Genomic DNA, 18,216 nt, shown 5'->3' on the forward strand with positions numbered 1-18,216 from the left:
AGCATCTGGCCCCGATGGACACCGAAGCACAGCCGACGGAGCGCGACCGCTCCTCCCGCCCTTTCCCATCCGAGGAGATCTCGGACACAGAGGGGCAGGAGGGACGGTCGCGTTTCGCGTTGGTCTCGCGGATCACCGACTGGCTCCCCGGCGGGCGGATCAGCCTGACCCTGCTTGTCTGCCTGCTGTTTCTCCTGCTGCTCAACGCGTTCGTGGTGCGGCCGTTCCAGATTCCCAGCGGATCCATGGAGCGCGGATTGAGGATCGGCGACCGCGTTCTCGTAAATAAGTTGGCGTACCGTTTCGGTGCTCAGCCGCAGCGTGGCGATGTGATCGTGTTCGACGGAACGGGGTATTTCGGGGACGCGGACTACATCAAGCGCGTTGTCGGTGTGGGGGGAGACCACGTGGTCTGCTGTGACAAGGAGGGGAGGATCGTGGTGAACGGCCGGTCGGTCGACGAGTCGTCGTTCCTGTACCCCGGTGACAGCCCGTCCACGGTGCCCTTCGACGTCGTCGTGCCGGAAGGCACCCTGTTCGTCCTCGGCGACCACCGCAGCGAGTCCAGCGACTCCCGCGACCACCTCGGCTCACCGGGCGGCGGCATGATCCCCGTGGACGACGTCGTGGGCCGGGCCGACGGGATCGTATGGCCCGCGGGCCACGCCACCCGCCTGCACCGCCCCGACGCCTACGCGCGCGTGCCCGCCGCGGGGGATGGCCATGGGTAACCGCGGCAGGCCGCGCGGTGTCTCCGCTCAGGCGGCCGACAATCTGCTGCCCACCGGCGTCCGGCGGGCATCGTCCCCGGCCGGCGGCCGTACCCGGGCCGAGCGGCGCAAGCTCCAGCGCAAGGTCAAGCGGCGCCGCAGGCGCTCGGCCGCCAAGGAGATACCCCTCCTCGTCGGTGTGGCCGTCCTCATAGCCCTCGTCCTGAAGACGTTCCTCGTCCAGGCCTTCGTGATCCCGTCCGGCTCCATGGAGCAGACGATCCAGATCGGCGACCGCGTCCTGGTCGACAAATTCACCCCGTGGTTCGGCTCCAAGCCGCAGCGCGGGGACGTCGTCGTCTTCAAGGACCCCGGCGGCTGGCTCCAGGACGAGCAGAGCACCACCAAGAAGGAAGACCCCATCATCGTCAAGCAGGTCAAGGAAGGGCTCACCTTCATCGGCCTGCTGCCGTCCGACAACGAGAAGGACCTCATCAAGCGGGTCGTCGGAGTCGGCGGCGACCGCGTCAAGTGCTGTGACACGCAACGACGGGTGACCGTCAACGGCGTTCCGCTGGAGGAGGGTGACTATCTCTATCCCGGCGACGCCCCGTCCCAGAGGGAGTTCGACATCACCGTCCCGCAGGGACGGCTGTGGGTGATGGGCGACCACCGCAGCAACTCCGCGGACTCCCGCTCGCACCAGGACCAGGAATACGGCGGCACGGTCTCCGAGGACGAAGTGGTGGGCCGGGCCATGGTCATCGCCTGGCCCTTCAACCACTGGAACTCCCTGAACGAACCAAAAACCTACGCTTCCTTGACCGACTCGACGCCCGGGGCGACCGCGGCTCCCCAGCTGTCGCATAGGGTTGCACCCGACGATCCGAACGGAACGATCCAGCTCCCGACCCCTGCGGAACTCCCGCTCGTTATGGGAGTGGTGGGCCTGCGCCGCGCATGGGGCAGGCGGCGGCACAGAGTAAGGAGTTGGCGTGGGGGATGTGGCGGTTGGCGCACGGTCCGGACAAGACGGCGAGGACCGCGGACGCCCCGTGGAAGCACCTGTCCCGGCCGCGGACAGCGCCGTGACCTCCGGGAATGACTCCGGGGCGGCCGACGACGGCACAACGGCGGACCAGCAGAACCTGACCGGGACCCGGGGGCCGGGCGACTCGACCCCCCAGGCGAAGAAGCCGCGCTCCTTCTGGAAGGAGCTTCCCATCCTGATCGGTATCGCGCTGGTACTCGCGCTGCTGATCAAGACCTTCCTGGTGCAGGCGTTCTCGATCCCCTCCGACTCGATGCAGAACACCCTCCAGCAGGGTGACCGCGTCCTGGTCGACAAGCTCACCCCCTGGTTCGGCTCCGAGCCCGACCGCGGCGAGGTCGTCGTCTTCCACGACCCGGACAACTGGCTGGCGGGCGAGCCCACGACCGACCCGAACGCGCTGCAGACCTTCCTCAGCTGGATCGGCCTGATGCCGTCCGCGGAGGAGAAGGACCTCATCAAGCGCGTGGTCGGCGTCGGCGGCGACACCATCGAGTGCAAGGGCACGGGCCCGCTGAAGGTCAACGGCAAGGCGCTGAACGAGTCGTCGTACGTCTACCCGGGCAACACCCCGTGCAGCGTCGACGACCAGGGCGGCCAGTTCAAGGTGAAGGTCCCCGAGGGCTTCATCTGGGTCATGGGCGACCACCGGCAGAACTCCCGCGACTCCCGCTACAACACGTCGGACGAGAACAAGGGCATGGTCCCGGTGGACAAGGTCGTCGGCCGCGCCATCGTCAAGGCCTGGCCGATCAACCGCTGGGGCACGCTCCCGGTCCCGGACACCTTCGACCAGCCCGGCCTGAGCGCCCAGGCGGCGACCGCGGTCACTTCGCCGGGTGCCCTGGCGCTCGTAGTGGCTGTGCCGCTGGTTCTGGTGCGGCGGCGACGGAAGGCGGCCGAGTACCGGAAGGTCTCGGACGACTGAGGCCTCAGTCGTCCGTGTACCAAGACTTGGGCTGACCCGGCGCCGTACCCCCGGGTAGGGTGCGGACCCATGGGTGGCGAGAGCACGACACGTACGGCCCCGCGCAGCGGTGGGGTGGACAGGAGCCCGGCGGGCGGCCGGATCGGACAGCGGTTGTCCGGAGTGGCCGTGGCGCTGGGCCTTGTGCTGTTCCTCGGCGGATTCGCCTGGGGCGCGGTCGTCTATCGGCCGTACACCGTGCCCACCAGCTCGATGTCGCCGACGATCGACATGGGCAACCGGGTGCTCGCGGAGCGGGTCGACGGCGCCGACGTACGCCGGGGTGACGTCGTCGTCTTCCGGGACAAGACCTGGGTGACCAACGCGCCCGTGGTCAAGCGGGTCGTCGCCGTCGGTGGGGACACCGTCGCCTGCTGCACCGATGGCAAGCTGACCGTCAACGGCAAGCAGATCGACGAACCGTATCTGCCCAAGGGCAGTGCGGCCGAGATCTCGGACTTCCCGACCGTGACGGTCCCCGAGGGGCGGCTGTTCCTGCTCGGCGACGAACGACAGGGCTCCCTGGACTCCACCGCCCACCTGACCGACGCCGCCAGCGGCACGGTGGCGCGCAGTGCCGTCAGCGCCCGGGTCGACGCGGTCGTCTGGCCCATGGACGGCATGCTGCAGAGCCCCAGCGGCTTCGAGACGCTCGGCGCCCTGTCCTCGCCGGGACCGCTGCGTACGATCGTCGCGCTGGTGATCGTCGGCGGTGTCCTCGTCCTCGGCGGTGGCGCGTACGGCCCGATCGCCAAGCGGTTCGGCTCCCGCAACCGGACGAGCCCGGAGTCGGCCGGTGCCCGCTGAGGCGATGGACGTCGGCGTGGAATCGTACGGAGGCGGGCTGCGCAAGGTGGCCCGGGTCGTCCTCCTCGACCCGGACGACCGCATCCTGCTGCTGCACGGCCATGAGCCGGACGATCGGGCCGACGACTGGTGGTTCACGCCCGGGGGCGGTCTGGAGGGCGATGAGACCCGTGAGCAGGCCGCTCTGAGGGAACTCGCGGAGGAGACCGGGATCACCGAGGTCGAGCTCGGTCCGGTGCTGTGGCGGCGGAAGTGCTCGTTCCCGTTCGCGGGCCGACGCTGGGACCAGGACGAGTGGTACTACCTGGCCCGCACGACACAGACGGCCACGCGGGCCGCGGGCCTCACCGAGCTGGAGCGGCGCAGTGTCGCCGGAGCACGTTGGTGGACCTGTGAGGAACTGACCCGGGCGCATGAGACGGTGTATCCGACCAGACTCGCCGAGCTGCTGCGCAGGCTGCTCGACGAAGGTCCCCCGGCCAGGCCCGAGATCCTTGACACAGAAATCGTCTAGGGGCTCACGGGACTGGCGCACAATGGTGGGATCGCACGGCTGAAGGGGAACATGCCATGAGCGCCGAGGACCTCGAAAAGTACGAGACCGAGATGGAGCTGAAGCTCTACCGGGAGTACCGCGATGTCGTCGGTCTGTTCAAATACGTGATCGAGACCGAGCGGCGCTTCTACCTGACCAATGACTATGAGATGCAGGTGCACTCGGTCCAGGGTGAGGTGTTCTTCGAGGTGTCCATGGCGGACGCCTGGGTGTGGGACATGTACCGGCCGGCACGGTTCGTGAAGCAGGTCCGGGTGCTCACATTCAAGGACGTGAACATCGAGGAGCTGAACAAGAGCGATCTGGAACTGCCGAGTGGGTGAGCGTCCTCCGCAGGGGTGACGGAGTTTTCCACAACCGGTGAGTAATCCACCAAGATCAACTTGATCTGCTCGATTGCGTGACGGTTGGCGCCGGAGGTGGTGCCGACATGAACGCACGAGGTGGACTCGGCAGGTACGGCGAAGACCTGGCCGCACGGCGACTGGCCGCGGTCGGGATGACGGTCCTGGAGCGCAACTGGCGCTGTGGACGCACAGGTGAGATCGACATCGTGGCGAGGGACGGCGACGTCCTGGTGCTCTGTGAGGTGAAGACCCGCAGGGCCGGGCCCTTCGAGCATCCGATGGCGGCGATCACGCCTGCTAAGGCCGATCGCCTACGCCGCCTGGCGGAACGCTGGGTGCAGGAACACGGAGGAGCCCCGCCGGGAGGCGTCCGCATCGACCTCATCGGAGTCGTCCTGCCCCGCCGCGGCGCTGCCGTCGTCGAGCACGCGCGGGGGGTGGCCTGACATGGGGTTCGCTCGTACGTGCTCGGTGGCACTGGTCGGCGTCGAGGGCGTCGTCGTCGAGGTCCAGGCCGACCTGGAACCCGGGGTCGCCGCGTTCACGCTGGTGGGGTTGCCGGACAAGAGCCTGACGGAGAGTCGGGATCGGGTTCGGGCTGCGGTGGTGAATTCGGGGGCGGAGTGGCCCGCCAAGAAGCTGACGGTGGGGCTCAGCCCGGCGTCGGTGCCGAAGGCGGGCAGCGGCTTCGATCTGGCCGTCGCATGTGCCGTGCTCGGCGCCGCCGAACGGATCGACCCACGCGTGCTCGCCGACATCGTGATGATCGGGGAGCTGGGGCTGGACGGCAGGGTGCGCCCGGTGCGGGGCATCCTGCCCGCCGTGCTGGCCGCGGCCGACGCGGGCTATGAACAGGTGGTCGTTCCCGAGTGCGCCGCCGCCGAGGCCACCTTGGTGCCAGGCGTGTCCGTACTGGGTGTACGCAGCCTGCGCCAGCTGATCGCCGTTCTCGCCGACGAGCCCGTGCCGGAGGAGGAACCGGACGAACAAGGCCGCCCGGACCCGCTCCTGGCCGGCCTGCGCGTACCCGGCACAGGTGCGGCCACGGGCATGCACAGCATGGGCACCGCGCAGCCCGACCACGGCCATGACCTCGCCGATGTCGTCGGCCAGATCTCGGCCCGCACGGCAGTGGAGGTCGCCGCGGCGGGCGGCCACCACCTGTTCCTCGAAGGGCCGCCCGGCGCGGGGAAGACCATGCTCGCGGAGCGGCTGCCCGCCATCCTGCCTCGGCTCAGCCGACAGGAGTCGCTGGAGGTCACGGCGGTGCACTCGGTGGCGGGTCTGCTGCCGCCGGGCAAACCCCTGATCGATGTCGCCCCGTATTGCGCCCCGCACCACTCGGCGACGATGCAGGCACTCGTCGGTGGCGGCGCCTCCATCGCCCGGCCCGGTGCGGTGTCGCTCTCCCACCGGGGCGTGCTCTTCCTGGACGAGACGCCGGAGTTCAGCAGTCAGGCCCTGGACGCCCTGCGGCAGCCGCTGGAAGCGGGGCACGTCGTGATCGCGCGCAGTGCCGGCGTCGTGCGCTTCCCGGCGAAGTTCCAGATGGTGCTCGCGGCCAACCCCTGCCCGTGCGGGCGCTTCTCCGTGAAGGACGACTTCTGCGACTGCCCACCGTCGTCGATCCGCCGCTACCAGGCCAGGCTGTCCGGCCCGCTGCTGGACCGGGTTGACCTCCGGGTCGAGGTGGACCGCGTCACGAGGGTGCAGCTGACCGAGCGCGGCGCCCGGGGCGAATCCACTGCGACGGTCGCCGATCGGGTGCGCAGCGCCAGGGAACGGGCGGCGACCCGCCTGGCCGGCACGCCATGGCGCACCAACAGTGAAGTCCCCGGACGTGAGCTGCGCAGCAGGTGGTATGCCGTCCGCGGCGCCATGGACGAGGCGGAACGGAACCTCGAGCGGGGCGTACTCACCGCACGCGGACTCGACCGTGTGCTGCGCGTCGCCTGGACCGTCGCCGACCTCCTCGGCCACGACCGGCCCGATGCGACGGACGTCGCCCTGGCCCTGCAACTGCGCACCGGGGTGCCCCGCGGCGTGCCCATGGCCATCGGGGCCATGACGTGAACGGTGACGACGACCCGGCCGACGAACTGCTCGCCCGTGTCTTCCTCACCCGCGTCATCGAACCCGGCGACGAGGTCGGTGGGCGGTGGGTGCGGGAGTTGGGGGCCGTGGAGGTGGCGCGGGTGTTGCGGGAGGGCGGGGCGCAGCTTGCCGGGGTCACGGACAAGCGGTGGGCCGGGCTGCGGGCCAGGGCTCAGGCGGCCGAGCCTCGGCGGGATCTCGGCGTTGCTCGGGACGCCGGGGTGCGGTTTGTGTCGCCGGGGGATGCCGAGTGGCCTGGGCAGTTGGATGATCTGGGAGATGCCCGGCCGCTGGGGCTGTGGGTGCGTGGGCGGCCCAGCCTGCGGATATGGGCGCTGAGGTCGGTCGCCGTGGTGGGCGCGCGGGCCTGCACGGAGTACGGCGCGCACATGGCCGTCACGCTCGCCGCCGGGCTGGCCGAGCGCGGATGGGTGGTCGTGTCCGGCGGAGCCTACGGCGTGGACGGCGCCGCACACCGCGGTGCCCTCGGCGCCGGCGGTGCCACCGTCGCCGTACTCGCCTGCGGAGTCGACCGGCCCTATCCGCGGGGACACACCGAGTTGATCACCAGGATCGCCGAACAGGGGCTGGTGATCGGCGAGTTGCCGCCCGGTGATCATCCGACGCCGAGCAGATTCGTGTTGCGGAACAGGGTGATCGCCGCGCTCACCCGGGGCACCGTGGTCGTGGAGGCCGCCTATCGGAGTGGATCGCTGGTCACGGCACGGGCCGCGCAGCGGTTGGGGCGATTCACGATAGGCGTACCCGGGCCGGCCACCAGCGGACTCTCGGCAGGGGTGCACCAACTTCTGCGCGCAGACGCCGTGCTGGTCACCGACGCCGCGGACGTCGTGGAGCTGGTCGGCGACATGGGCGAGCTGGCCCCGGACCGGCGAGGACCCGTGCTGCCGCGGGACCTGCTGGAACCGGGCGCCCGCCGGGTGCTGGCCGCCCTGCCCGCCCGCCGTGCCGCGGCGGCGGACGAGATCGCGCGCGGCGCGCAGACGACTCAGGACGACACGATCGCGAGACTGTACGAACTCCGAGCACTTGGTTACGTCGAACGACACGGCGACGGCTGGAAGTTGACACGCCAGGCAATGATCTCCGTCCGTGACGGTCGACACGGCTGCTGACCGAGCGTGTTCGGCCGTCCGGGGGAACCCCGACGGCCTTGGGATTTCCCGCAGTTGGCGCCCGCCGGTGATCACGTAGAGCGATCACCGTGACCCGGCGGTGCGTCCAGCGGAACGTATCTGCGCACGCCTTCCGCCTCGCCGTTCGCGCACTGCGACACTTCAGTCACGCTACGCTCACGAGATCCGGGCGCAGACCGGCAACTCCACATCAGACCGACAGCTCACCCAGGCACCCCCACTTCACGGCAGAACGGCACAAGGCAACGAATGCCCCAGCACACTTCCGGGTCCGACCGGGCGGCGATCCCCCCAGCCGCCCGTGACGGTGGCAGCGTGCGGCCGCCCGCTCCCTCGACGCTCGACGAGTTGTGGCGGTCGTACAAGGCGACGGGGGACGAGCGGCTGCGCGAGCAGCTGATCCTGCACTACTCGCCGCTCGTGAAGTACGTCGCCGGCCGGGTGAGCGTGGGGCTGCCGCCCAATGTCGAGCAGGCGGACTTCGTCTCCTCCGGGGTGTTCGGGCTGATCGACGCGATCGAGAAGTTCGACATCGACCGGGAGATCAAGTTCGAGACGTATGCGATCACCCGGATCCGGGGCGCGATGATCGACGAGCTGCGGGCACTGGACTGGATTCCGCGGTCGGTGCGGCAGAAGGCGCGCAACGTGGAGCGGGCGTACGCGACGCTGGAGGCGCGGCTCAGGCGGACGCCGTCGGAGGGGGAGGTGGCCGCCGAGATGGGGATCGCGGTGGACGAACTCCACTCGGTCTTCAGCCAGTTGTCGCTGGCGAACGTGGTGGCGCTGGAGGAGCTGCTGCATGTGGGGGGTGAGGGGGGCGACCGGCTGAGCCTCATGGACACGCTGGAGGACACCGCCGCGGACAACCCCGTGGAGGTGGCCGAGGACCGGGAGCTGAGGCGGTTCCTGGCGCGGGCGATCAACACGTTGCCCGAGCGGGAGAAGACCGTGGTCACGCTGTACTACTACGAGGGCCTCACGCTCGCCGAGATCGGGAACGTGCTGGGGGTGACCGAGAGCCGGGTCAGCCAGATCCACACCAAGTCCGTGCTCCAGCTGCGGGCGAAGCTGGCGAGTTTCGGCCGCTGAGCGGGGGAGCGGGCGGGAGTGACTCCCCTCGCGGGCGGTGCGTCCGTACAGTGTTTGACGTGCCAAGGATTCGAGCGGCCTCTGTGGCCGAGCACCGGTCGATGCAGCGAGCCGCCCTGCTGGACGCGGCTCGGTCTTTGCTGTCCGAGGGTGGGACGGAAGCGCTGACCTTTCCGGCCCTCGCCGAGCGAACGGGGCTTGCGCGGTCGTCCGTGTACGAGTACTTCCGGTCGCGGGCCGCCGTGGTCGAGGAGCTGTGCGAGGTCGACTTCCCCGTGTGGGCGGCGGAGGTGTCCGCGGCCATGGAGCGGGCCGGTACGCCCGAGGGCAAGGTCGAGGCGTATGTGCGGCAGCAGCTGGCGCTGGTCGGGGACCGGCGGCATCGGGCCGTGGTCGCGATCTCCGCGAGTGAGCTGGATGCGGGGGCTCGGGAGAAGATCCGGGCTGCGCATGGGGGGCTGGTCGCGATGATCGTCGAGGCGTTGGGGGAGATGGGGCACGCGGAGCCTCGGCTTGCTGCGATGTTGCTGCAGGGTGTGGTGGATGCGGCTGTGCGGCGGATTGAGCTGGGGGCTGCGGAGGAGCCTTCGGCGATTACGGATGCAGCTGTGGCCATGGCGTTGCGGGGTGTGTGCGGCTAAGTGAGGGCTGGGCGAGGGTGGGTCGCGCGGCCCGGCGCTTGCGGGGTGCCGCCTGCGCCCACCCGTGCCGCCCCAGGCGGCACGACTGCCCGCAGCTAGGGCTGGGGTAGAGGTGCGTCCAGTACCGGAAGTAGTCTCGATGGGCCCCTGTGCAGAAGCCAGGGTGGCAGTAGCTTCAGTGGGTCCAGGTATGTCTCGCCCCTGAGCAGGCCCCAGTGCATGCATCGCGTCGTGCAGTGCGAGCCGCCCACCTCCACCGTCCCGACCACCTCGCCTGCCTCCACCTCGTCGCCCTTCTTCACTGAAGGGCTCACCGGTTCGTAGGTCGTTCGCAGGGGTGGGTCGCCCGTTTCTGTCAGTTCCACCGAGACGGCTCCCTTTCCGGCCACTCGGCCCGCGAAGGACACCCGGCCCGGCGCCACCGCTCGTACGGGTGTGCCGGGGGTGGCGGTCAGGTCGACGCCCCGGTGGCCGCGGCCGTACGTCGTCGCCGGAGGTTCCCAGCCCCGTACCACCGAGGGGCGTACCCCCAGCGGCCAGGTGCGGGCGATGGCCGGAACCGTGTGGTCGGGGGCCGGAGGTGCCGCGGGCACGGCGGTCGGGGTGTCGGCCCATGCGACGGGCGTCAGGGCCGCAAGGGTCAGGGCGAGCAGAAGGCCCGCCCAGGTGACCGCAGATCGTTTCGCTTGCGCATGTGACATGGGAGAACGGTCCCGCACAGTGGCCGATCACGGCCGGGACCTGTGGATTACTCCCGGGTTGTGGACAGCGGCGTCACCCCGTACCCCGCGGGTCCCGTACACTTCTTCTGGCGATCCGGGTCACCGGGTCGACTTCGCACGCCCCGACACGGCGACCGGAAACGGTCCCTGTCAGCGCTCCTCGGTCCTTCGCGGCACGGCGCATGTGGGCGTCAGGCGCGAGTGCTGATCCGGCACCCGCGGCACAACCGAGAAACTCAAGGAGAACGGCCATGGCCGTCGTCACGATGCGGGAGCTGCTGGAAAGCGGCGTCCACTTCGGTCACCAGACCCGTCGTTGGAACCCGAAGATGAAGCGCTTCATCTTCACGGAGCGCAACGGCATCTACATCATCGACCTGCTCCAGTCGCTGTCGTACATCGACCGCGCCTACGAGTTCGTCAAGGAGACCGTCGCCCACGGCGGCACGGTCATGTTCGTCGGTACGAAGAAGCAGGCGCAGGAGGCCATCGCCGAGCAGGCCACCCGCGTCGGCATGCCCTACGTCAACCAGCGCTGGCTGGGCGGCATGCTCACCAACTTCTCGACCGTCTACAAGCGTCTGCAGCGCCTCAAGGAGCTCGAGCAGATCGACTTCGAGGACGTCGCGGCCTCGGGTCTGACCAAGAAGGAGCTTCTCGTGCTCTCGCGCGAGAAGGCCAAGCTGGAGAAGACCCTCGGCGGTATCCGCGAGATGCAGAAGGTGCCCAGCGCCGTCTGGATCGTGGACACCAAGAAGGAGCACATCGCGGTCGGCGAGGCCCGGAAGCTGAACATTCCGGTCGTCGCCATCCTCGACACCAACTGTGACCCCGACGAGGTCGACTACAAGATCCCGGGCAACGACGACGCGATCCGCTCCGTCACCCTGCTCACCCGTGTGATCGCCGACGCCGTCGCCGAGGGCCTCATCGCCCGTTCCGGCGTGGCGACGGAGGGCAAGGGCGAGAAGGCCGCGGGCGAGCCGCTCGCCGAGTGGGAGCGCGACCTGCTCGAGGGCGAGAAGAAGGCCGAGGAGGCCGCTCCGGCTGCCGAGGCCGCTGCTGAGGCCCCGGCCGCCGAGGCTGAGGCGCCTGCTGCTGAGGCCCCCGCCGCCGAGGCCGAGGCGCCTGCTGCTGAGGCTCCCGCCGCCGAGGTTGCTGAGGCTGCTCCGGCGGCCGAGGGCGAGCAGGCCTGACCCTCTGGGTCGTAGGGCCGTATGGCTGAAAGTGACGGCGGGTGGCGTCGACCACGCCACCCGCCGTTCACCCACAGCCTCTAGATCTGCAGAGTCCGCAGATCTTCGTAGCCCGTAGATCTTCGGCGTACGCCGCTCAAGCCGCGGCCGCCGCCGACTTCGAGACTTCGAACTCCGAGAAGAGATTCACAGATCATGGCGAACTACACCGCCGCCGACGTCAAGAAGCTCCGTGAGCTCACCGGCGCCGGCATGATGGACTGCAAGAAGGCGCTGGACGAGGCCGAGGGCAACGTCGAGAAGGCCGTCGAGGCGCTCCGTATCAAGGGCCAGAAGGGCGTCGCCAAGCGCGAGGGCCGCTCCGCCGAGAACGGCGCCGTGGTCTCCGTCATCGCCGACGACAACTCCTCCGGTGTCCTGGTCGAGCTGAAGTGCGAGACGGACTTCGTCGCCAAGGGTGACAAGTTCCAGGCCGCCGCGAACGCGATCGCCGAGCACGTCGCCAAGACCGCCCCGGCCGACCTCGATGCGCTGCTCGCCTCCGAGATCGAGCCCGGCAAGACCGTTCAGGCGTTCGTCGACGAGGCCAACGCCAACCTGGGCGAGAAGATCGTCCTGGACCGCTTCGCGCAGTTCGCCGACGGCTTCGTGACGGCGTACATGCACCGCACGATGCCCGACCTGCCGCCGCAGATCGGTGTCCTCGTCGAGCTCGACAAGCCGAACGCCGAGGTCGCCAAGGGCGTCGCCCAGCACATCGCCGCCTTCGCGCCGAAGTACCTCTCCAAGGAGGACGTCCCGGCCGAGGTCGTCGAGTCCGAGCGCCGTGTCGCCGAGGAGACCACCCGCGCCGAAGGCAAGCCCGAGGCCGCCCTGCCGAAGATCGTCGAGGGTCGCCTCAACGGCTTCTTCAAGGACGCCACGTTGCTGGGCCAGCCGTACGCGCTCGACAACAAGAAGTCCGTCCAGAAGATCCTGGACGAGGCCGGTGTCACCCTGAAGCGCTTCACGCGCATCAAGGTCGGCATCTGAGTCCGTACCGCGATCGACGCGCGACCCCGATAGGGTCGACAGCAGTCGTCCGCGTACGACGTCGCGCACGTGTGCGTGGCGGACGACAGCAGATCTGACGAGGAGGCCATTGCCGCACATGGGAGCACACACCCCATCGGCAGTGGCCTTCTTCGTATGTGCGACACGTTAAGAGGCGAGATCTCCATGACCACCAAGCCCCTGAAGAGCGACGACGGCAAAGTACGCGGCCGGTTCATGCTGAAGCTGTCCGGAGAGGCCTTCTCCGGCGGCGGGGGCCTGGGCGTCGACCCTGACGTGGTGCACAAGATCGCCCGCGAGGTCGCGGCCGTCGTGCGCGACGGGGCGCAGATCGCGGTCGTCATCGGCGGCGGCAACTTCTTCCGCGGCGCCGAACTCCAGCAGCGCGGCATGGACCGGGCCCGCTCCGACTACATGGGCATGCTCGGCACCGTGATGAACTGCCTCGCCCTCCAGGACTTCCTGGAGAAGGAGGGCATCGACAGCCGGGTGCAGACCGCCATCACCATGGGGCAGGTCGCCGAGCCGTACATCCCGCTGCGGGCCGTACGGCACCTGGAGAAGGGCCGCGTGGTCATCTTCGGCGCCGGTATGGGCATGCCGTACTTCTCCACCGACACCACCGCAGCCCAGCGCGCCCTGGAGATCGACGCCGAGGCGCTGCTGATGGGCAAGAACGGCGTGGACGGGGTCTACGACTCCGACCCGAAGACCAACCCGGACGCCGTGCGCTTCGACTCCCTCGGCTACGGCGAGGTCATCACCCGCGACCTCAAGGTCGCCGACATGACCGCCATCACCCTGTGCCGCGACAACAAGCTGCCGATCCTCGTCTTCGAGCTTCTGGCCGAGGGCAATATCGCGCGCGCCGTCAAGGGTGAGAAGATCGGCACGCTTGTGGGTGACCAAGACAGCCAGGGCTGATGACCCTGACCGGGGGATGGACAATGTTCTGCCGGTCGGGAACCGTGCAGAAGGAAGACGCGACGCAGCCGGCCGCCGCCCCCCGCAAGGAACCGCAGCCGGGCCTACTCAAGACACGCAGGAGCAAGTGGTGATCGAAGAGACCCTCCTCGAGGCCGAGGAGAAGATGGAGAAGGCCGTCGTGGTCGCCAAGGAGGACTTCGCCGCGATCCGCACCGGCCGTGCGCACCCGGCGATGTTCAACAAGATCGTGGCCGACTACTACGGCGCGCCGACGCCGATCAACCAGCTGGCTTCGTTCTCCGTGCCGGAGCCGCGCATGGCGGTGGTGACCCCGTTCGACAAGAGCGCGCTGCGCAACATCGAGCAGGCGATCCGCGACTCCGATCTGGGAGTCAACCCGAGCAACGACGGCAACATCATCCGAGTGGTGTTCCCCGAGCTCACCGAGGAGCGCCGCCGCGACTACATCAAGGTCGCCAAGGGCAAGGCCGAGGACGCGCGGGTGTCCATCCGCTCCGTCCGCCGCAAGGCCAAGGACGCCGTCGACAAGGCGATCAAGGACGGCGACATCGGCGAGGACGAGGGCCGCCGTGCGGAGAAGGAGCTCGACGACACCACCCACAAGTACGTTGCGCAGGTGGACGAGCTTCTCAAGCACAAGGAAGCGGAGCTGCTCGAGGTCTGATGAACGACTCTTCCTGGGGGGCGCCACCACAAGCCGGGTACTGGGTGCCGTCCGACCGCGGGCCTGTCCAGGGGGCTGCCCCGGCGGGTCCCGCGTACGATGCGCACAACGCGCAGCAGACTCGCCCCATGCCCATCGTGCCCGACGTACCCGCGTATGGCGGAGACCAGGATGACGACCGGGGGGCCGCTCGGCTGGGCGGCCCCTTGTTCCGCGACGACACGCCGCAGACGTCGTCCTATGGGACGCCCGAAGGGACGTCCTACCGGACGGCGCAGCAGAATCCGGAGCCCATGCCCGACGCCCCGCAGCCGGCGCCCGCACCGCAGAAGAAGAGCGCGGGCAGGGACCTGGGTGCGGCCATAGGGGTCGGGGTCGGGCTCGGTGCGGTGATCATCGCGTCGCTGTTCGTCGTCAAGGCCGTGTTCGTCGGTGTGATAGCGGTCGCCGTCGTGGTGGGCCTCTGGGAGCTGACGTCCCGGCTGCAGGAGCGCAAGGCCATCAAGGCGCCCCTCGTGCCGCTCGCGGTCGGCGGTGCGGCGATGGTCGTCGCCGGGTACGTCCGCGGTGCCGAGGGCGCGTGGGTGGCGATGGCGCTCACCGCGCTGGCGGTGCTGGTCTGGAGGATGACGGAACCGCCCGAGGGCTACCTCAAGGACGTCACGGCGGGCGTCTTCGCGGCCTTCTACATCCCGTTCCTCGCCACGTTCGTGGCCATGATGCTCACCGCGGACGACGGTGCGCGGCGGGTGCTCACGTTCCTGCTGCTGGCCGTCGTCAGCGACACGGGCGCGTACGCCGTCGGCTGGCGCTTCGGCAGGCACAAGCTCGCTCCGCGCATCAGCCCCGGCAAGACCCGCGAGGGCCTGCTCGGCGCGGTCACCTTCGCCATGGCGGCGGGCGCACTGTGCTTGGAGTTCCTGATCGACGACGGCACCTGGTGGCAGGGCCTGCTGCTAGGCCTCGCCGTCGCGGCCAGCGCCACGCTCGGCGACCTCGGCGAGTCCATGATCAAGCGGGACCTGGGCATCAAGGACATGGGCACGCTGCTGCCCGGCCACGGCGGCATCATGGACCGGCTGGACTCGCTGCTGCCGACGGCTCCGGTGGTGTGGCTGCTGATGGTGCTGTTCGTCGGATCCGCCTGACGGCACAGGAGTTTCGCGGAGCCCTCGTCCCGGCACAGGGGCGAGGGCTCCGGCCTTCTTGTTCCTGCCCTCGGCCTTCTCCTTGGCGTGCCGGTCCGTGCGGTGGGACGATTCGGTTGTAAGCCCTCGAAGAGGGTCACTCCGGAACCCTCGAAGGGGCCGCCCTGAAAGGGGGCACCATGTCAGGCTTCCGAGAAACGATCGTCGTCGACCGCAGTCCCGAAGAGGTCTACGCGTACCTCAGCGACCCGTCCCACCTGCCGGAATGGCAGGAGAGCGCAGTCGCGGCGGAGCAACTCGAGGAGGGCCCGCTGGGTCTCGGTTCCCATCTGAGGGTCACCCGGCACATCGGCCGCCGCGACATTCCGATGACCATGGAGGTCACCGAGTACGAGCCGCCGCGCATCTGGGGTCTGCAGGGTATCGACGGGCCCGTCAGGGGCCATGTCCACGGTGAGATAGACCCGCTCGACGAGGGGCGCCGCTCCCGCGTGACCTTGGAGGTCGACGTCGAAGGGCACGGCATCGGCAAGGTCCTCGTGCCCCTCGTGGTCCGCCCGCAGGTCCGCAAGGAGCTCCCCCGCAACGAGCAGCACCTCAAGGATCGGCTGGAAAACCCCACCCCATAGCCCGTCCGGGGGCACGTAAACGATCTGCGACACTTGAGAAACCATGCCCAAGCCCGGAGAACTCACTTTCGTCGCCCCCCGCGGAGCCCAGAAGCCGCCGCGGCATCTCGCCGATCTGTCGCCTGCCGAGCGCAGGGAGGCTGTTGCCGCGATCGGGGAGAAACCGTTTCGCGCCAAGCAGCTCTCGCAGCACTACTTCGCGCGGTACGCGCACGACCCGGCGCAGTGGACCGACATCCCGGCCGCGGCACGCGGCAAGCTGCAGGAGGCGCTGCTTCCGGAGCTGATGACGGTCGTACGGCATCTGTCGACGGACCAGGACACCACGCGCAAGACGCTGTGGCGGCTGTTCGACGGGACGCTGGTCGAGTCGGTGCTCATGCGGTATCCGGACCGGGTGACCATGTGCATCAGCTCGCAGGCGGGCTGTGGCATGAACTGCCCGTTCTGCGCCACCGGGCAGGCAGGCCTCGACCGGAATCTGTCCACCGCCGAGATCGTGCACCAGATCGTGGACGGGATGCGGGCGCTCAGGGACGGCGAATTCGGGGGGTCTGGGGGGTCGTCCCCCGGGAAAGGGAACAGCCCCGGGGGTCCGGCCCGGCTGTCCAACATCGTCTTCATGGGCATGGGCGAGCCGCTCGCCAACTACAAGCGTGTCGTCGGGGCGATCCGGGCGCTCACCGACCCCGAGCCGGACGGGCTCGGGCTGTCGCAGCGCGGTATCACCGTCTCGACCGTCGGGCTCGTCCCGGCCATCCACCGGTTCGCCGACGAGGGCTTCAAGTGCCGGCTCGCGATCTCGCTGCACGCGCCGGACGACGAGCTGCGCGACACCCTCGTACCGGTCAACACCCGGTGGAAGGTCCGCGAGGTGCTCGAGGCCGGATGGGAGTACGCGGCCCGGTCCGGGCGCCGGCTGTCCATCGAGTACGCGCTGATCCGGGACATCAACGACCAGGCCTGGCGCGGTGACCGGCTCGGACGGCTGCTCAAGGGCAAGCCGGTGCATGTGAATCTGATCCCGCTGAACCCGACGCCGGGCTCGAAGTGGACGGCCTCCCGTCCGGAGGACGAGAAGGCCTTCGTCGAAGCCATCGCCGCGCACGGTGTGCCGGTGACGGTCCGGGACACCCGTGGTCAGGAGATCGACGGGGCGTGTGGTCAGCTCGCGGCCACCGAGAGGTAGTCTGATCGACGTCAGTTCATCGACGTCGGTACAACTTCATATCCGATTCATTTTCCGACAGGGGAGCGCCACAGCGCTGAGAGTGCGGCAGCCATAGTTCCGGCCGGCCGCAGACCCTCTGAACCTCGCCCAGGTCATTCTGGGTAGGAAGTTCGGTCTTCACTCATGAGAACCACGAACAAGTACATAGCCGTGGCCGTCGGGCTGGGCCTCGTCACGCTGTCCGCGTGCGGATCGTCGTCCGACTCCGCCGGCGGTGACTCCAAGACCGTCACGCTCGTCAGCCACGACTCCTGGGCCGTCTCCAAGAGCGTCATCGCCGAGTTTGAGAAGAAGTCCGGGTTCAAGGTCAAGGTCCTGGAGGACGGCGACGCCGGGCAGGCCGTCGACAAGGCGATCCTGACCAAGGACAACCCGCAGGGCGACGTCTTCTTCGGCGTCGACAACACCCTGCTCTCGCGGGCTCTCGACAACGACCTCTTCCAGTCGTACGAGCCGAAGGGCTCCGACCTGATCCTCCCCGAGTACCGGGTCGACCAGGACAAGCACCGCGTCACGCCGATCGACACCGGCGACATCTGCGTCAACTACGACAAGGCGTACTTCAGCAAGCACAAGCTGACCCCGCCCACCTCCTTCGACGACCTGATCAAGCCCCAGTACAAGAACCTCCTCGTCACCGAGAACGCGTCCACCTCCTCACCGGGACTGGGCTTCGTCCTCGGCACCGCCGCCCAGTACGGCGACGACGGCTGGCAGGACTACTGGAAGAAGCTGAAGGCCAACGGCGTCAAGGTCGTCGACGGCTGGGAGCAGGCGTACAACGAGGAGTTCTCCGGTTCCGCCGGCGGCAAGAAGGCCAAGGCCGACCGGCCGCTCGTCGTCTCGTACGCCTCCTCGCCGCCCGCCGAGGTCATCTACGCCGACCCGAAGCCGGCCACCGCGCCGACCGCCGTCGCGACCGGTACGTGCTTCCGGCAGGTCGAGTACGCGGGGCTGCTGAGCAACGCGGGGAACACCGAGGGCGGCAAGGCGCTCCTCGACTTCATGCTCACCAAGACGTTCCAGGACGACATGCCGCTGAACATGTTCGTCTACCCGGTGCGTGAAGGCGCCCAGGTGCCCGAGGAGTTCACGAAGTACGGTCCGCAGGCCGAGGACCCCGAGACCATGGACCCGGCGAAGATCGCCGACAACCGTGACGACTGGGTCAAGTCATGGACTTCGCTCGTACTGAAGTAGCTG

Annotated in this window: 20 protein-coding genes and 1 riboswitch; of the genes, 19 read left to right on the top strand and 1 reads right to left on the bottom strand. The window is 69.0% G+C overall.

The genetic code is table 11. The annotated features are described in order from the left end of the window. Positions 1-14 precede the first annotated feature (14 nt). From lepB (QQY66_RS36365) to QQY66_RS36415, 11 genes are all read left to right on the top strand, one after another. Positions 15-731, top strand: a complete 717-nt coding sequence (gene lepB / locus QQY66_RS36365) for a signal peptidase I (RefSeq protein WP_301984567.1) — start codon at positions 15-17, stop codon at positions 729-731. Continuing rightward, positions 724-1,815: a signal peptidase I gene (gene lepB / locus QQY66_RS36370; protein WP_301984568.1), complete on the top strand. Its 1,092-nt coding sequence runs from the start codon at positions 724-726 to the stop codon at positions 1,813-1,815. The genes lepB (QQY66_RS36365) and lepB (QQY66_RS36370) overlap by 8 nt, the downstream gene beginning before the upstream one ends. Then, positions 1,706-2,689, top strand: a complete 984-nt coding sequence (lepB, locus tag QQY66_RS36375) for a signal peptidase I (protein WP_301984569.1) — start codon at positions 1,706-1,708, stop codon at positions 2,687-2,689. Before lepB (QQY66_RS36370) ends, lepB (QQY66_RS36375) begins: the two co-directional genes overlap by 110 nt. A gap of 69 nt (positions 2,690-2,758) precedes the next feature. After that, entirely contained in the window at positions 2,759-3,535 is a 777-nt protein-coding gene (gene lepB, locus QQY66_RS36380) for a signal peptidase I (protein WP_301984570.1), read from the top strand. Positions 3,536-3,539: 4 nt separating this feature from the next. After that, positions 3,540-4,049 (top strand): NUDIX hydrolase, encoded by a 510-nt coding sequence (locus QQY66_RS36385; protein ID WP_301987617.1) that lies wholly within the window; start codon positions 3,540-3,542, stop codon positions 4,047-4,049. A gap of 56 nt (positions 4,050-4,105) precedes the next feature. Further along, positions 4,106-4,414: a DUF2469 domain-containing protein gene (locus QQY66_RS36390; RefSeq protein WP_003993268.1), complete on the top strand. Its 309-nt coding sequence runs from the start codon at positions 4,106-4,108 to the stop codon at positions 4,412-4,414. Between the two features lie 77 nt (positions 4,415-4,491). Beyond that, positions 4,492-4,884 carry a YraN family protein gene (locus QQY66_RS36395; RefSeq protein ID WP_301984572.1) on the top strand — a complete coding sequence of 131 codons (393 nt, stop codon included), beginning with the start codon at positions 4,492-4,494 and terminating at the stop codon, positions 4,882-4,884. 1 nt (position 4,885) lies between these two features. Further along, positions 4,886-6,511: a YifB family Mg chelatase-like AAA ATPase gene (locus QQY66_RS36400; protein ID WP_301984573.1), complete on the top strand. Its 1,626-nt coding sequence runs from the start codon at positions 4,886-4,888 to the stop codon at positions 6,509-6,511. Further along, positions 6,508-7,668 carry a DNA-processing protein DprA gene (gene dprA, locus QQY66_RS36405; protein ID WP_301984575.1) on the top strand — a complete coding sequence of 387 codons (1,161 nt, stop codon included), beginning with the start codon at positions 6,508-6,510 and terminating at the stop codon, positions 7,666-7,668. The genes QQY66_RS36400 and dprA overlap by 4 nt, the downstream gene beginning before the upstream one ends. A gap of 270 nt (positions 7,669-7,938) precedes the next feature. After that, on the top strand, positions 7,939-8,781 hold the full coding sequence (gene whiG, locus QQY66_RS36410) for an RNA polymerase sigma factor WhiG (RefSeq protein ID WP_301984576.1): 843 nt from the start codon (positions 7,939-7,941) through the stop codon (positions 8,779-8,781). An 83-nt stretch (positions 8,782-8,864) separates the two neighbouring features. Continuing rightward, positions 8,865-9,422 (top strand): TetR/AcrR family transcriptional regulator, encoded by a 558-nt coding sequence (locus tag QQY66_RS36415; protein ID WP_301987618.1) that lies wholly within the window; start codon positions 8,865-8,867, stop codon positions 9,420-9,422. Between the two features lie 95 nt (positions 9,423-9,517). On the opposite strand, the gene QQY66_RS36420 is transcribed toward QQY66_RS36415, so the two are convergent. Next, complete coding sequence (locus QQY66_RS36420) at positions 9,518-10,123, bottom strand: M23 family metallopeptidase (RefSeq protein WP_301984577.1); 606 nt, start codon at positions 10,121-10,123, stop codon at positions 9,518-9,520. 272 nt (positions 10,124-10,395) lie between these two features. On the opposite strand from QQY66_RS36420, the gene rpsB reads away from it, so the two are divergent. The 8 genes from rpsB to QQY66_RS36460 all read left to right on the top strand — a co-directional run bounded on the left by rpsB (position 10,396) and on the right by QQY66_RS36460 (position 18,213). Next, positions 10,396-11,340 carry a 30S ribosomal protein S2 gene (gene rpsB, locus QQY66_RS36425; protein WP_301984578.1) on the top strand — a complete coding sequence of 315 codons (945 nt, stop codon included), beginning with the start codon at positions 10,396-10,398 and terminating at the stop codon, positions 11,338-11,340. 195 nt (positions 11,341-11,535) lie between these two features. Then, positions 11,536-12,372 (top strand): translation elongation factor Ts, encoded by an 837-nt coding sequence (tsf, locus tag QQY66_RS36430; RefSeq protein ID WP_301984579.1) that lies wholly within the window; start codon positions 11,536-11,538, stop codon positions 12,370-12,372. 186 nt (positions 12,373-12,558) lie between these two features. Then, positions 12,559-13,317 (top strand): UMP kinase, encoded by a 759-nt coding sequence (gene pyrH / locus QQY66_RS36435; protein ID WP_301984580.1) that lies wholly within the window; start codon positions 12,559-12,561, stop codon positions 13,315-13,317. A gap of 130 nt (positions 13,318-13,447) precedes the next feature. Further along, positions 13,448-14,005, top strand: a complete 558-nt coding sequence (frr, locus tag QQY66_RS36440) for a ribosome recycling factor (protein WP_301984581.1) — start codon at positions 13,448-13,450, stop codon at positions 14,003-14,005. Beyond that, positions 14,005-15,153: a phosphatidate cytidylyltransferase gene (locus QQY66_RS36445; protein WP_301984583.1), complete on the top strand. Its 1,149-nt coding sequence runs from the start codon at positions 14,005-14,007 to the stop codon at positions 15,151-15,153. Before frr ends, QQY66_RS36445 begins: the two co-directional genes overlap by 1 nt. 179 nt (positions 15,154-15,332) lie before the next feature. Beyond that, entirely contained in the window at positions 15,333-15,782 is a 450-nt protein-coding gene (locus QQY66_RS36450; protein ID WP_301984584.1) for an SRPBCC family protein, read from the top strand. Between the two features lie 43 nt (positions 15,783-15,825). Beyond that, positions 15,826-16,971 carry a 23S rRNA (adenine(2503)-C(2))-methyltransferase RlmN gene (gene rlmN, locus QQY66_RS36455; protein WP_301984585.1) on the top strand — a complete coding sequence of 382 codons (1,146 nt, stop codon included), beginning with the start codon at positions 15,826-15,828 and terminating at the stop codon, positions 16,969-16,971. 49 nt (positions 16,972-17,020) lie between these two features. Next, positions 17,021-17,139, top strand: a riboswitch (TPP riboswitch). Further along, positions 17,137-18,213, top strand: coding sequence for a thiamine ABC transporter substrate binding subunit (locus QQY66_RS36460; protein ID WP_301984586.1), 1,077 nt, complete (start codon positions 17,137-17,139; stop codon positions 18,211-18,213). It overlaps the preceding riboswitch by 3 nt. The last annotated feature ends 3 nt before the right edge of the window (positions 18,214-18,216 follow it).

The organism is Streptomyces sp. DG2A-72, from assembly GCF_030499575.1.
In the GTDB taxonomy this organism is placed as follows: domain Bacteria; phylum Actinomycetota; class Actinomycetes; order Streptomycetales; family Streptomycetaceae; genus Streptomyces.